14 protein-coding genes and 1 pseudogene are annotated in these 13,775 nt (G+C 43.5%); 6 read left to right on the top strand and 9 right to left on the bottom strand.

The features are described 5' to 3' along the window. Positions 1 to 68: 68 nt before the first annotated feature. Positions 69 to 506 carry a YcgN family cysteine cluster protein gene (locus tag AB4274_RS00850; RefSeq protein ID WP_017059388.1) on the bottom strand — a complete coding sequence of 146 codons (438 nt, stop codon included), beginning with the start codon at positions 504 to 506 and terminating at the stop codon, positions 69 to 71. A gap of 159 nt (positions 507 to 665) precedes the next feature. Between AB4274_RS00850 and AB4274_RS00845 the strand changes: the two genes are divergently transcribed. Further along, positions 666 to 914 (top strand): YkgJ family cysteine cluster protein, encoded by a 249-nt coding sequence (locus tag AB4274_RS00845; RefSeq protein WP_017059389.1) that lies wholly within the window; start codon positions 666 to 668, stop codon positions 912 to 914. Positions 915 to 934: 20 nt separating this feature from the next. On the opposite strand, the pseudogene AB4274_RS00840 reads toward AB4274_RS00845, so the two are convergent. Further along, a pseudogene (locus AB4274_RS00840) lies at positions 935 to 1,276 on the bottom strand (DDE-type integrase/transposase/recombinase); the annotation flags it as partial. Positions 1,277 to 1,416: 140 nt separating this feature from the next. Here AB4274_RS00840 and AB4274_RS00835 point away from each other — a divergent pair. The 5 genes from AB4274_RS00835 to aqpZ all read left to right on the top strand — a co-directional run bounded on the left by AB4274_RS00835 (position 1,417) and on the right by aqpZ (position 7,690). Further along, positions 1,417 to 2,382: a LacI family DNA-binding transcriptional regulator gene (locus AB4274_RS00835; protein ID WP_017070321.1), complete on the top strand. Its 966-nt coding sequence runs from the start codon at positions 1,417 to 1,419 to the stop codon at positions 2,380 to 2,382. Between the two features lie 68 nt (positions 2,383 to 2,450). Further along, complete coding sequence (locus AB4274_RS00830) at positions 2,451 to 4,184, top strand: alpha-glucosidase (protein ID WP_102320046.1); 1,734 nt, start codon at positions 2,451 to 2,453, stop codon at positions 4,182 to 4,184. 59 nt (positions 4,185 to 4,243) lie between these two features. Further along, positions 4,244 to 5,872: a PTS transporter subunit IIBC gene (locus AB4274_RS00825; RefSeq protein WP_017070319.1), complete on the top strand. Its 1,629-nt coding sequence runs from the start codon at positions 4,244 to 4,246 to the stop codon at positions 5,870 to 5,872. A gap of 79 nt (positions 5,873 to 5,951) precedes the next feature. Next, positions 5,952 to 6,758 carry an endonuclease/exonuclease/phosphatase family protein gene (locus AB4274_RS00820; protein WP_170962780.1) on the top strand — a complete coding sequence of 269 codons (807 nt, stop codon included), beginning with the start codon at positions 5,952 to 5,954 and terminating at the stop codon, positions 6,756 to 6,758. 242 nt (positions 6,759 to 7,000) lie between these two features. Beyond that, complete coding sequence (gene aqpZ / locus AB4274_RS00815) at positions 7,001 to 7,690, top strand: aquaporin Z (protein ID WP_017070744.1); 690 nt, start codon at positions 7,001 to 7,003, stop codon at positions 7,688 to 7,690. A 66-nt stretch (positions 7,691 to 7,756) separates the two neighbouring features. Here the strand turns inward: aqpZ and recR are convergent, their stop codons facing one another. The 7 genes from recR to AB4274_RS00780 form a co-directional block, all read right to left on the bottom strand. After that, positions 7,757 to 8,356, bottom strand: a complete 600-nt coding sequence (gene recR / locus AB4274_RS00810; protein WP_019823189.1) for a recombination mediator RecR — start codon at positions 8,354 to 8,356, stop codon at positions 7,757 to 7,759. Positions 8,357 to 8,434: 78 nt separating this feature from the next. Continuing rightward, positions 8,435 to 8,764, bottom strand: coding sequence for a YbaB/EbfC family nucleoid-associated protein (locus AB4274_RS00805; RefSeq protein ID WP_017062338.1), 330 nt, complete (start codon positions 8,762 to 8,764; stop codon positions 8,435 to 8,437). Positions 8,765 to 8,916: 152 nt separating this feature from the next. After that, entirely contained in the window at positions 8,917 to 11,145 is a 2,229-nt protein-coding gene (dnaX, locus tag AB4274_RS00800; protein ID WP_372110570.1) for a DNA polymerase III subunit gamma/tau, read from the bottom strand. An 18-nt stretch (positions 11,146 to 11,163) separates the two neighbouring features. Next, positions 11,164 to 11,709 (bottom strand): adenine phosphoribosyltransferase, encoded by a 546-nt coding sequence (gene apt, locus AB4274_RS00795; protein ID WP_017062340.1) that lies wholly within the window; start codon positions 11,707 to 11,709, stop codon positions 11,164 to 11,166. Positions 11,710 to 11,870: 161 nt separating this feature from the next. Further along, on the bottom strand, positions 11,871 to 12,242 hold the full coding sequence (locus AB4274_RS00790) for a YbaN family protein (RefSeq protein ID WP_029225617.1): 372 nt from the start codon (positions 12,240 to 12,242) through the stop codon (positions 11,871 to 11,873). A 74-nt stretch (positions 12,243 to 12,316) separates the two neighbouring features. Next, complete coding sequence (locus AB4274_RS00785; protein ID WP_017067606.1) at positions 12,317 to 12,454, bottom strand: hypothetical protein; 138 nt, start codon at positions 12,452 to 12,454, stop codon at positions 12,317 to 12,319. Between the two features lie 148 nt (positions 12,455 to 12,602). After that, positions 12,603 to 13,706 (bottom strand): response regulator, encoded by a 1,104-nt coding sequence (locus AB4274_RS00780; protein WP_102332530.1) that lies wholly within the window; start codon positions 13,704 to 13,706, stop codon positions 12,603 to 12,605. Between the last annotated feature and the right edge of the window lie 69 nt (positions 13,707 to 13,775).

Raw genomic sequence — 13,775 nt, 5'->3', positions numbered from 1 at the left:
TAAATACGACAAAGGCTCACAGAAATGTGAGCCTTTTTTTATTCGGGTGATTGACTAGTCTTCGTTAACTAGCGGTTCGGGTGGTTCAAGATGTGATCTTCCCAATCGACAACATCGATTTCGTATACCACTTTGTTACGAACGCTTTCACCTGCTGCATGCATCTCTGTTTTTGATCCGGTGATCAACGGGTGCCATTCAGGGATCGGCTTAGATTCTGATAGAAGACGGTAAGCACAAGTGTCTGGTAGCCAGTGAAACTCATCGATCTTGTCACGAGTCAGCTTCAAACACTCTTCACCTGAAGTGAAGCGGTTCGGGTAATCTTTACACGAACATGTTTTGTCGTTTAACCAGCTACACGCCACATTGGTGTAGTAAACTTCATCGCTATCTTCATCCATTAGTTTATGTAGGCAGCACTTACCACAACCGTCGCAAAGTGATTCCCACTCATTCTCGGTCATCTGTTCTAGTGTCTTTTCTTGCCAAAATGGATTCGTCATAGGATTACTTCTTACTCTTTTACTGGGGTGCGTGTTATACCGCTAGCCCATAAAAAGTTCAAGGATAATAATTGTTCATTCTTTGATTCAATCAACAGCTGTCACTCTCATCATTTTTTGCTACTATCGCGCATCCTGTTATTTAGTGAGTTTAATTTGATGGAATGTCGCCTAGGTTGTGGAGCATGCTGTATCGCTCCAAGTATTACATCTGCTATTCCTGGAATGCCTAATGGTAAGCCTGCTGGGGTACGCTGCATCCAATTAAATGAGCAAGATCTCTGCAAATTATTTGGTCAACCTTCACGCCCGAAGGTATGTCACCAATTCAAAGCTTGCCCTGTCATTTGTGGTAAAACCGACCAAGAAGCCCTTGATAACCTGATCGAGTTAGAAGCTATTACCTAAGCGTATTAGCCCTTTTCTATATCCCAGCAATTTCTTTTCCTACTCATACTTTGCTTTAGGTTATAGGTGCTTATGAGGCCTCAATAGTATTTCAAACAATACTGACTACCTCGCTATGAGTAATAACCGTTTCAGGAAACTCTCGGCGAAATAAAGCCATCGATAAGACATCACAGATCAATGAGGCCTTTATTCTCGTACCCATAAACCAACCAATAACTTGCCTTGAATAAAGGTCAATAATGGCAACTAATTATAGCCAATATTTGTTTGTAGCTACGTCGGTGATATCTCCTGCCCATTTTTAAATTAGCAGTCGTTGCACTGAAGACCTGAGCGAGCAAGGCCGTAACTACGGGTATTCAGTTCAGGTCAAGAAGTGGACAATATCTTATAAACTTGAAGTACTATGTGTATATCATCAGGTAGCGTTTTTATTTACTTTGTTGTCAGCCAATATATTGGATAATATGGCAATAATACATTATGGAAGGAAAATGTGATGAGTAAAAAAATGACCATGGCGGAGATTTCAAGACAGCTTGGAATTTCAACAATGACCGTGTCACGTTACTTTAATGACGGTTATGTCTCGGCTGAAAATCGCCTTAAAATTGATGCTATCGTCAAAGAAAATCATTATACCCCTAATATATTTGCTCGTTCCATTCGTAGCCAATCTAATATTATTGGTTTCGTTGCTCCTCGCATTGAGTCATATACAACCAGTTTAGTAATTAAAGGGGCACTGGCGGCTGCCAATGAATCACAAGTACGAATGCTTTTTCATGCCTCAGGGTTTAACCATGAGTCAGAATGCCAAGCTGTGAGAGAGTTTAATGGCTTAAATGCATTGGGCACTATTATTATTGCTTCAAAGCACAGTGTCGAAGAGACGTTTTATCAAACCTTAGACAATGTGTTATTTATTGGTAAAAACACCCCCCACCATTGCTGTTTATATTACCCCGACCATGCTGCAATTAAAGCACTCGTTTCCCAAACCATCACTCAGTTAAAACAACAGCAGGCACCGCTGGCAGCCGTACATTATATTTATGATGAGCGTATGCTTTCCAGCCGTACTAAGTTGATGCAAGCCACCATTACTGACACCGTCCCTGAGTTGAATTTTTCACTACAAGCTCTAGCCAACTCGGAGGACAAAGCCGGCTACCAGGCAATTCAATTACAGCCTAATCATGTCTACTTTTGTGCCACCGATAATATTGCTATTCGTTTATATCGTCGCGCCAAAGAACAGCAACTCAAGATTGGTCATAACTTATGGATTGTAGGCATGGGTGACTATGACTACAGCGATTTGTTAGTCCCAAGCCTGACTACTGTCGCTTTTAACTACTATCAAGTGGGCTACCAAGCTGTCAAAAAATTGCTCAAGCGCGATTTCAGTTCCGTTGAAGGCACATTCGACATAAGAATGAGAGAAAGTTCACAGTTTCTCTGAAATTGTATTGAGTCCAAATAGGTTCCATTTAACACTATGTGTTAACGATAACACACATAGTATAACCGATGACACTCGCTAATAATCTACACTCAAAACCACTCGCGTGGTGGAAGAAAGCAACTGCCTACCAAATTTATCCCCGTAGTTTTTATGATACAAACCAGGACGGTATTGGTGACATCAATGGGATCATTGCTAAGCTAGATTATCTTGCTGATTTGGGCATTGATTTAATATGGATCTGCCCATTCTACGCATCACCGAATGATGATAACGGTTACGATATCAGTGACTATCAAGCGATTCATCCTGACTTTGGAACCCTTGAGGATGTGGATAAATTAATCACTGCAGCTCATGAACGTGGCATTCGCATTATTATGGATTTAGTGATAAACCACACTAGCGATGAGCATCCATGGTTCATCGAATCGCGAGATAACAAAGATAGCCCTAAGCGTGATTGGTATATTTGGCGTGATGGTTGTGAGCCTACAGCTGAAAAGCCGACTTGCGAACCAAATAACTGGGAAAGTATTTTTCATGGTAGTGCATGGGAATATGATGACAAAACTGCACAATATTATTTGCACCTATTTTCTAAAAAACAGCCAGATCTTAATTGGGAAAACCCTGAAGTTAAACAAGCACTATTTAAAATGATTCATTGGTGGTTGGAACGAGGTATTGATGGTTTCCGTGTCGATGCAATTAGCCATATTCAAAAACAAGCTGGTTTACCCTCTTTACCCAATCCAAAGGGTGAAAACTATGTCTCTTCATTCGATTATCATATGAATGTGGCAGGGATTGAAAAACATCTGTATGAGTTAAAAGAGCAGGCGTTTTCGCCTTTTGATATCGTGACCGTTGGTGAGGCCAATGGGGTGACGGCCGACAACGCATTGCCTTGGGTTGCTGAAGCGACCGAGCACGATCAAGGTGGTGTTTTTAACATGATTTTTCAGTTTGAACACATGAAGCTATGGTCGGAAGAACAAAGCAACGAGAATTTCGATCTCGTGGCGTTCAAACGCATTTTATCGCGTTGGCAAGATGCCTTAGAAGGTAAAGGCTGGAATGCGCTTTATTTAGAAAACCACGATCAAGCTCGTAGTATTGATACTTTTGCCGATCCTAACTCTAGGTATGCCAGTGCTACCGCGTTAGCGAGTTGTTATTTCTTGATGAAAGGAACTCCATTTATTTATCAGGGCCAAGAGATTGGTATGGTAAATCATCAGTTTACTTCTCTTGACGAATTTAACGATGTGTCTGCGAGAAATTTAATTCAAAAGCTATCGCAACAAGGTCAGAGCGATGCCGATATCTTAGCCTTGTTAAATCAAGTATCCCGCGACCACAGTCGCTTGCCAATGCAATGGAATGACCAGGATTTTGCCGGTTTTTCTGAGGTGCAACCTTGGTTCTCGGTGAATCAACAGTATGCAGATATCAATGTTGAGCAACAACAGCAAGATCCAAATTCGATCTTAGGTTTCTATAAGCAGTTGATTGCTTTGCGTAAGTCACATGAAAGCTTAGTGGTTGGCCGTTATCAATTACTGCTAGCTAACGATCCTAATATCTATGTTTATCAACGTGTTGCTCAAGATATGACATGGACCATTATTACCAATTTAAGTCCACAAGAGAGCGTTGTTGATATCGACTGCACCCAATTAGGCGAGTTAATGCTTGATAATCAGAATATTAACAATGAACACGTTCGCTCAGATTTTATAACAACGCAAATAGCCCCCGCTTATGCCGCGTATATATTTGCAAGAAAGCACTAAATTATATTTATGGCTAGGCGCTGATAACGTTAGCCTGTATTTAAATCAAGGAACTATTTATGAGTAAGTTACTATCGTTTGATTTTTGGCAACGATTTGGGAAGTCCCTTATCGTTGTTATCGCGGTGATGCCTGCCGCTGGTATCATGATATCACTAGGTAAAGTGGTCGCAATGTATGCGGGTGGGTTTGGTGCCATTGAAACACTAGGCGCTATAATGGAAAACATAGGTTGGGGGATCATTGTTAACCTTCACCTATTATTTGCGGTCGCGATTGGTGGCTCGTGGGCAAAAGAGCGTGCAGGTGGCGCATTTGCCGCGCTAATTGCCTTCATCTTAATCAACCGTATCACTGGGGTTATATTGGGCGTGGATAACGCTATGCTCAGTGACCCAGAAGCGGTTGTGATGAGCCTATTTGGTTCTGAGTTACCTGTCTCTCAATTCTTCACGAATATTTTGGGTGCTCCTGCCCTAAATATGGGTGTGTTTATCGGTATTATGTCTGGCTATTTAGGTGCCAACTTATTTAACCGCTATCATGACTTCGCTCGCTTACCTCAGGCATTAGCATTTTTCAACGGTAAGCGTTTTGTACCTTTTGTTGTTATTTTCTATTCGCTGATTATTGCGTTTGGTTTATCTGTAATATGGCCTTTAATTCAAGGTGCGCTTAATGATTTTGGTCAATGGATTGCTACCTCTAAAGACACTGCGCCGATCACTGCTCCTTTCTTGTATGGTACGTTAGAGCGTTTATTACTGCCATTTGGTTTACACCACACTTTAACTATTCCAATGAATTACACCGAGTTGGGTGGTACTTATGAGCTTTTGACTGGGATGAATGCGGGCTCAAGTGTTTATGGTCAAGATCCATTATGGCTTGCTTGGGTCAGCGATTTAAATAATCTTAAATTAAGCGATCCGACAACTTACCAACACCTGTTAGATACGGTGCACCCAGCACGCTTTAAAGCAGGCCAAGTTATTATCGCAGCCTCTTCATTGATTGGTATTGGACTTGCGATGTATCACTGTGTTGATAGTGATAAGCGCGCACAATATAAGCCAATGTTCTTATCTGCCTGTCTTGCTGTGTTATTAACCGGTGTGACTGAGCCTATTGAATTCATGTTTATGTTTATCGCTCCCGTTTTGTATGTTGCACATGCTGTGTTAACAGGAGTTGCATTTGCGTTGGTCGATGTGATGGACCTACGTGTACATGCCTTTGGTTTGATTGAGTTACTCACTCGTATACCTATGATGGTTTCAGCGGGCATCGGTGGTGATCTGGTTCGCTTTGCATTAGTTTCTATTGTTTTCTTTGTGGTTAACTATGGATTGTTCCGCTTCCTAATCGTGAAATTGAAGTTACCAACACCGGGTCGTATGGGTAACTACCTGGATGAAAGCTCAGAATCGATGTCAGAAGATGAGAAGATGAACATTATTATTCAGAATTTAGGTGGCCGTGCCAATATTGCTGAGATTGATGCTTGTATGACTCGCTTGCGTATTACAGTTAATGATCCGAAGTTGGTTGCTGAATATGCGTCATGGAAGCCGACAGGGGCTCTTGGTGCTGTGATTAAAGAACAGGGTGTACAAGTTATTTATGGCCCTGGGGTGGATGTTATTAAATCTAAGTTAATAGAGAAATATTCAGCACAACCTGCGTAATTCTTTTTAGATCAAATAACCTCGAGAAACGCAGCCTTGCGCTGCGTTTTATCTCACTAGAATAAATAAGTGAATAATAATGAAGTTAATGACACTAAATACCCACAGTTGGCAAGAAGAAAAACAGCTAGAAAAGTTAGATGTGGTCGCGCAAGCCATTATCGAGCAAGGGTGCGATGTGGTTGCATTACAGGAAGTGAATCAACATCAAGATAGCCCGGCCGTTGATGCCAATATATTAACCAATCACACTGTGTTGGCGAATAACTATGGTTATTTATTACAGAAAAAACTCATGGAATACGGTCATCACTACCAACTTACGTGGGATTTCGTTCATCAAAGTTATGAAGTATATCAAGAGGGGCTCTCATTTTTAACGCGACTACCGATTGTCGAACATGAGGTCATTGATTTAAGTGATAGCTATGATGTGAGCTTTTGGAAACATCGGCGAGCAGTGCGTATTAAAGTGACCTCTCAACAGGGTGATTTTAATCTTTATAATTGTCATTGTGGCTGGTGGAATGACTCAGAGAACTCATTTGAGGATCAGTTCGACCGAATCAAGGCAACTTTACCAACAGAGTTGAGCTTTCTATTAGGCGATTTCAACAACCCAAGCCATATACGTAATGAAGGCTATGATTACGTATTACAACGCGGTTTGATGGATTGTTATGAAGTTGCTGAAATCAAAGATGATGGAACCACTGTCATTAAAAACATTGATGGTTGGGAGCAAAATAGCCAAGCGCTACGCATTGATTTAGTACTTAGTAATCAGCCTGTAGTGGTAAAGCAGCATAAGGTGATTTTTAATCACGATTTTTATCCGGTTGTATCAGATCACTTTGGGGTGTTGGTAGAAGTAGAACTTACTTAATTTTTATCAACTCATCGTAGTTTAAATAAAAAGAATACTGACACAAATACGGCTAATTATCAGGTCACTCTTACTTGCTAAAATAGCGATAGAATACGACTGACCTTAACGATCTTTAGTGCGAGTTCGAAGTGATTACATAAGATTCTCTGTTCTTTCTTTCAACTATATACACAAGATTTCACACTTCTGCGAAATCTAAACTATCTTGTTGATACTGGTACAGATTAATAAGGATCGTTATGAATAGGTATATCGCAGAAATATTCGGTACATTTTGGTTGGTGTTAGGTGGTTGTGGTAGTGCCGTCTTAGCCGCTGCTTTTCCCGATGTAGGTATCGGCTTACTCGGGGTTTCCCTCGCGTTTGGTTTAACCGTACTCACCATGGCTTTTGCTATTGGCCATATATCCGGCTGTCATCTCAACCCTGCTGTTACAATTGGTCTTTGGAGCGGTGGCCGCTTTGATGCCAAAGACGTCGCACCTTACATTATTGCCCAGGTCATTGGCGGTATTATCGCGGGTGGTGTGTTATTCGTGATTGCTTCAGGCCAAGCTGGTTTTGACGCTGCGGCATCTGGCTTTGCTTCAAATGGTTACGGTGAACACTCACCGGGCGGCTATTCACTTACCGCTGCACTGGTCTGTGAAGTGGTCATGACCATGGTATTCCTATTCGTGATCATGGGCGCAACTGATTCAAAAGCGCCTGCTGGGTTTGCACCCATTGCGATTGGTCTCTGTTTGACCTTGATTCACCTTATCAGTATTCCTGTAACCAATACCTCGGTGAATCCTGCGCGAAGTACTGGTGTAGCCGTATTTGTCGGTGATTGGGCCGTTTCGCAATTGTGGCTATTCTGGGTTGCACCGATTATTGGTGCCGTGATTGGCGCGATGATATACAAAGCGGTAAGAGGTTCAGATTAAGCGCTGAAAAACGTCTAAAGCAATAAAAGAAAAAGCCGCTTAGTGATGCTTCACCAAGCGGCTTTTTTAGATCTTATGACGACCGAGTAAGGAGTGCGAAAGCGTGGTGCCATCCACCAGCTCTAGCTCACCACCAACGGGAACACCATGAGCGATACGGCTTGCGTTCACTTCATGGGCATTACATAGCTCAGCAATGTAGTGCGCTGTCGCTTCCCCTTCAACTGTTGGGTTAGTCGCTAGGATTACTTCCGAGATATCACCACGACGCAGGCGGTAGTCCAAAACATCGAGACCGATGTCACTTGGACCAATACCATCAAGTGGTGAAAGATGACCCATCAATACAAAGTAACGACCTGAATATTGGCCAGTTGCTTCGATAGCTGCAATGTCTGCAGGGCTCTCTACTACACAGATTTGACCATTTTCCTGACGTTTAGGATTGGTACAAATGTGGCAAGTATCTTCTTCAGTAAAAGTACGGCACTCATTACAGTGACCAATTTCGGTCATTGCTTGGCTAAGAGCTTCAGCCAACTGTAGGCCGCCTTTTCTATCGCGCTGTAACAAATGAAAGGCCATACGCTGCGCCGACTTGGGGCCAACCCCAGGTAGACAACGTAAGGCCTCCATCAAATGCTCCAGCATATGACTGGTACGCATATTTAACCGTTCTAATGTTCAGGTAATAGCCTGTTCAACACAAACCACCACCTGAATTAACCTTTAAGAATAAGTTACTTAGAAAGGCATCTTCATACCTGGTGGAAGTTGCATTCCGCCAGTTACGCTAGCCATTTTCTCTTTTTGAGTTTCTTCAACGCGACGAGCCGCATCGTTGAAAGCAGCAGCGATAAGATCTTCAAGCATCTCTTTATCGTCTTCCATTAGGCTTTCATCGATATCAACACGGCGAACGCTGTGGCTACCAGTGATCGTTACTTTTACAAGGCCAGCACCTGACTCACCTGTAACTTCCATATTTGCGATTTCTTCTTGAAGCTTTTGCATGCGCTCTTGCATTTGCTGGGCTTGCTTCATCATGTTGCCCATACCGCCTTTACCAAACATGTTAATACTCTCTGGTCTAATTGGTTTATTAAAATTAATTAAGCTATGCGAGCTTAAATGGGGGTTAAAACAGTGTGATTCAACCCCTCGATGTTCAGTTCTCAGATTTGCTTATCTGGGATGATATGCCGGTCACTAAACAAGAAAACGTTCTAGATAGGACGAACGCTGTCTCTGTCGAGTTCAGCGGCAAAACGTCTTTCAATGAACTGTACGTTGGCATCGTTTTCTAAAGCGGTAAACGCGTCTTTCAACTTACCTTGATACAGTCGTTCTCGCAATTCTAGCGGCGTTTCTCCACCATCACCGATTTCAACACTCAAATGACACTCTTCTCCAAGCACAGTATTGAGAGACTGCAATAGCTCACTCTGCGCACGGTCGGTATTCAAATGAGCTTGGCTCGCTCTTAACGTTAAAGTGATTGATGTGTCGTTTTTAGCAAACACTGAGTTCAATGCTAACTGTTCAACAAGCTTGGCTGTCTCTAGCTTTTGAATCGTGGCTGACCATTCATCTTGAGCAATCGACTCTTGAAGCAATTTATCGACCATTTCTGGTGTCTTAATATGCTCCAACGCACGCTTGATCTGAGTAGGTGTAAGCTCTTTGCTCACCTCTTTCACTACAGGTTTAGACGGTTTCCAGCGATAAGGTTCATTATCGTTGGTCACATTTTCTGTCGAAGAGGATGATAAAGAAGCTGGCGACACCCGCTCAGAACCACCGTGTTGCTGAGCAACTCGATCAAGAACTGAAGTTTTAGCTGGTGTCGCTTTAGCCTTTTTTGGCGCCGAGCCTTTGTTTTCTGTTGCCGAACTGCCTCTACGTTGAGAACGTAATTGGTGGCGTAAACCACTCACAGGCGAAGTTGCACGCGCTGGCTGCTCTTGCGGAGCAGAAGGTGCAGCGCTTGGCTGTTGAACCGGACTCTGGTTTTGATAATTCGTTTGTTGCTGCTGAGGCTGCTCTGCACCGTAGCTTGGACGCTCATCATAAGCAGGAGGCGCGTCATACTGGCTATGCGGGTAATCCTGCTCAGGATAACCTTGGTTGCCTGAATGTTCAGCGTAACCTTGCGAATCTGAATACTGTGCTGGATTCTGCTGCGGAGTCTGTTGCACGGGTGGCTGCTGCATAGCTTGCTGTTGAGGCGCCTGTTGTTGCATCTGAGGCTGTCTCGGAGCTGCCATTGGCGCAGGTTGACTCACTGACTGAGCAACGTTCTGAGCTTGAGCTGCTGGAACTGGCGCTGGGCTTGCCGACTGAGTCGAGATTGCCGTAGCAACCGCTTGTTCAGCGGGTCTAAATGCCAACATGCGTAAAACCACCATCTCAATACCAACGCGAGCGGTTGGCGACAATGGTAAGTCTTCACGACCTTTCAACACGATCTGGTAGTAGAGTTGAATGTCTTGTGGGCTAAGCGCTTTGCTCAGTAGTTCAAGCTTCTCAGCGTCAGGCTGTGCCTTATCTAGTGTGGATGGCAAAGCTTGGAACATCGCAAGACGATGCAGTTGAGTCGCAAGCTGATTCAGCAAACCATCCCACTCGACACCGTTCTCAGCAAGGCTTTGGATACACGCCATCGCTTGCTGTGGCTGCTTACTGCTAATCGCTTCAAGCAAGTGGATAGCTTGGTCGGTATCCAGTGTTCCGAGCATGTGAGCAACAGTATCTGTTACGACATTGCCATTACCCAATGCGATAGCTTGGTCTGTAAGGCTTAGCGCATCACGCATACTGCCATCAGCAGCATGAGCAATCATTCCAAGCGCACGAGATTCAGACGTCACATCTTCTTGTTCAAGAATATGATCGAGCTGCTCGTGAATATTATCAACGCTGATCGGCTTAAGATGGAACTGCAAACAACGCGACAAGATCGTTACTGGAAGCTTCTGTGGATCCGTTGTTGCGAGCAAGAATTTCACATACTCAGGCGGCTCTTCTAAGGTCTTTAGAAGCGCGTTAAAGCTGTGCCTGGAAAGCATGTGGACTTCATCGATTAGGTAAACCTTGAAGCGACCACGTGCAGGCTTGTACTGAACATTGTCCAGAAGCTCGCGGGTATCTTCTACCTTAGTTCGTGATGCCGCATCGATCTCGAGCAGGTCAACAAAGCGACCTTCATCGATTTCTTTACAGGTTGCACATTCACCACAAGGTGTTGAGGTAATGCCTGTTTCACAGTTGAGTCCCTTAGCAAACAAACGACCGATGGTTGTTTTACCAACACCTCGTGTACCGCTGAACAGGTATGCGTGGTGCAACCTATTCTGGCTAAGGGCATTCTCTAATGCTGTTAAAACATGGGCTTGACCAACCACTTCTTTGAATTTGGTTGGTCGCCATTTTCGCGCTAACGCAAGATAGCTCATGAATAATTCCGAAAAGGATTAATGACCGTCGAATTCGCAGATGCTAAACACTTCTAGACCTAAGCCTTGTAAGCGCTTGTCACCACCGATTTCTGGAAGGTTAATAACAAATGCAGCGTGTTCTACCACACCACCAAGCTGACGAATCAACTTTGTTGTTGCTTCAATCGTACCGCCCGTTGCTAGCAAATCATCAACCATCAACACTTTATCGCCTTCAACGATAGCATCAGTATGGATTTCTAGAGTGTCGGTGCCGTACTCAAGCTCATAAGATTGTGCCACAGTTTGACGAGGCAGCTTGCCCGGCTTACGAACAGGAATGAAGCCAACACCTAGCTCAAGTGCCAAAGGCGCACCAAATAGGAAACCACGAGCTTCAGTACCAACGATCTTAGTAAAGCCCATGTCCTTGTATGTTTCCGCTAGCAGGTCGATAGTCGCTTTGTAAGCTACTGGATCTTCCATCAAGCTTGTTACGTCACGGAACAAAATACCCGCTTTAGGGTAATCAGGAATGCTTTTGATGCTTGCTTTGATCAGAGAGATTTTTTCTGTGTTCATAATCTTATGCACTTCATTAGGCCGCTTTCCAAACTCTCGTTAACGAATCAAACATCAACGCTCGGAATTAAGGAAAGGTACGATTGGTATTCATTGCAACGAGAGTCATAACTCTGATTGCTGAAATAATAAACGCCCGCTATACAAGCAGGCACACTGGCTTAATGGTAGTGATTTTCTTTGCTGTCAGCAACCAACTCATGGGTTGGAAGTCGCATAAACCATGTGAGAAGAATAACAAGTACACAAATTAGGAAAGCCTTGACCCAAATGATAGGGGCAAAGTAGATGGATAACGCAAAACTCAACAAGATAAAGAATACGCCACGCGTTTTAACTTGTTTGGTGACGGCACCGTGCTGATACCAATTGTTCAGCAAAGGACCCAGCGTTTTGTGCTCATGCATCCATTTATGAACTTTCGGATTGCTTCGCATGAAGCATGCGCTGGCAAGAAGGAGAAAAGGAGTGGTTGGCAGAACGGGCAAAACTATCCCTAGAACTGCGAGAAATATACAAAGGCCACCAGCAATATTGAGGCTTAAAACTCGAACGCTAATTGTGGCCTCCTTGAGTTAGCTATCACCAATCGGCGACGACAGCTTAACTAGAATGTTGCGTAACCATTGAATACACGGATCAACGTAAGTGTTGCTGGTAGCAATGGAATCATTAAAAATGCGGCTAAAAATCCTAAAAAGTAGAATACATTAAACGGGTCTTGAAAGTCTTTGTTATCTGCCATGATTGCTTCTTGTTTTTGTTAGTGAAGGTAAGTATCCGGCGAACCAAACCCGCTTTGCTAAATCGACATTTAACAAAAAAGGCATAGCTACACCATTTGCGCAACTATACCCTAATCAATTATTCACAAAAACCGAGGAAATATAGGGTTAATCAGTAGACCCTTGGTGTATGTCTAAACTAAAACTTGCCGCTCCAAGTAGGCTCAACGACAGTTGGCAGCCCTGTTCGATCGGAAGGTCCCGCGTAATAAAGTTCTTCTTGCAGTTCTCACCCAAGCGCTCACCTGCTGCAATATATTGATTCAATTCACCATTCGACCATTGCCCGTCTAGACCCGCAGGCAAAATGGAGATGGTTCCCTCGGCAAGGTCAGCAACACCAAACAAGGCATTCACTGGGGTGGAGCATTTAGAGCAACGAATCCCCTTCTCTAAGATTTCAGCAATATCTTTGAGATCAACATTAAAATCTTTTCTGTTTCTTATGTAATCGTGGAACAGCGCTCTCACTAACAATGTTGTCGCGGAGCCGCCATTATCAGACGACGATGAATCGACGAGGTAAAAAGCAAACTGCCCGTTCATCATCCACGCATAGTCAAACACAAGTGGCATCATCTCTGTTGATTGCAGTAACCGGTAACTGCAACGCCATGAGCCTTGTCGCGTATCTTTCTCTGGAAGCAGCGCATGCAGTAAGTCTTTTGCTGCGCTTGGGTTATCTTGAAGGTAATTCAGGTGCCAATGCAGTTCTTGGTCTTCAGGGATCTCTCCCCCATCATCCACACAGAACCATTGGCTCGAAAAATCTCGTTGGTCTGAAATGTTATCGAACGAATCTGTCAATGTATTCGCAATCGCACTTCCTAGGTGACGGTGATCCTCTAACGGCTTCGCCAAGAAGTCTTTAATACCAAATCGCAAGGCTTTCGCCACGTCAGACATATCATCAGTGCCAGACACAACGATCATAGGCAGTGACGGGTACTCTAAACTGAGCTCTTCCACAAGCTCTATGCCATCAAGTATTGGCATTGATAAGTCACACACAATTAAATCTGGCGCTGAGTCTCTAAGTTTCTGCAAAGCGTCCAGTCCATTTTCAGCCTCAACCACTTTATAACCGACCTTGTCTAGGTACGCGCTGGTTATACGGCGAAAAATAGGATCATCATCAACCAACATCACGCATTTTTGGTTAATTACTTCCTGAGCCGAGGTCATTACTGGCTGACTGTGAGTTTTGTACATAATCTATAACCTCACAAAACTAAGTCGAATTATTATTGTTATCTGTTCTAAGAACTAATATAAAACTTA

Source organism: Vibrio sp. 10N.261.55.A10, assembly GCF_041470825.1.
In the GTDB taxonomy this organism is placed as follows: Bacteria; Pseudomonadota; Gammaproteobacteria; order Enterobacterales; family Vibrionaceae; genus Vibrio; species Vibrio crassostreae_C.
Note: the sequence above shows the minus strand (reverse complement) of the source record. Positions and strands in the feature narration are given on the sequence as shown.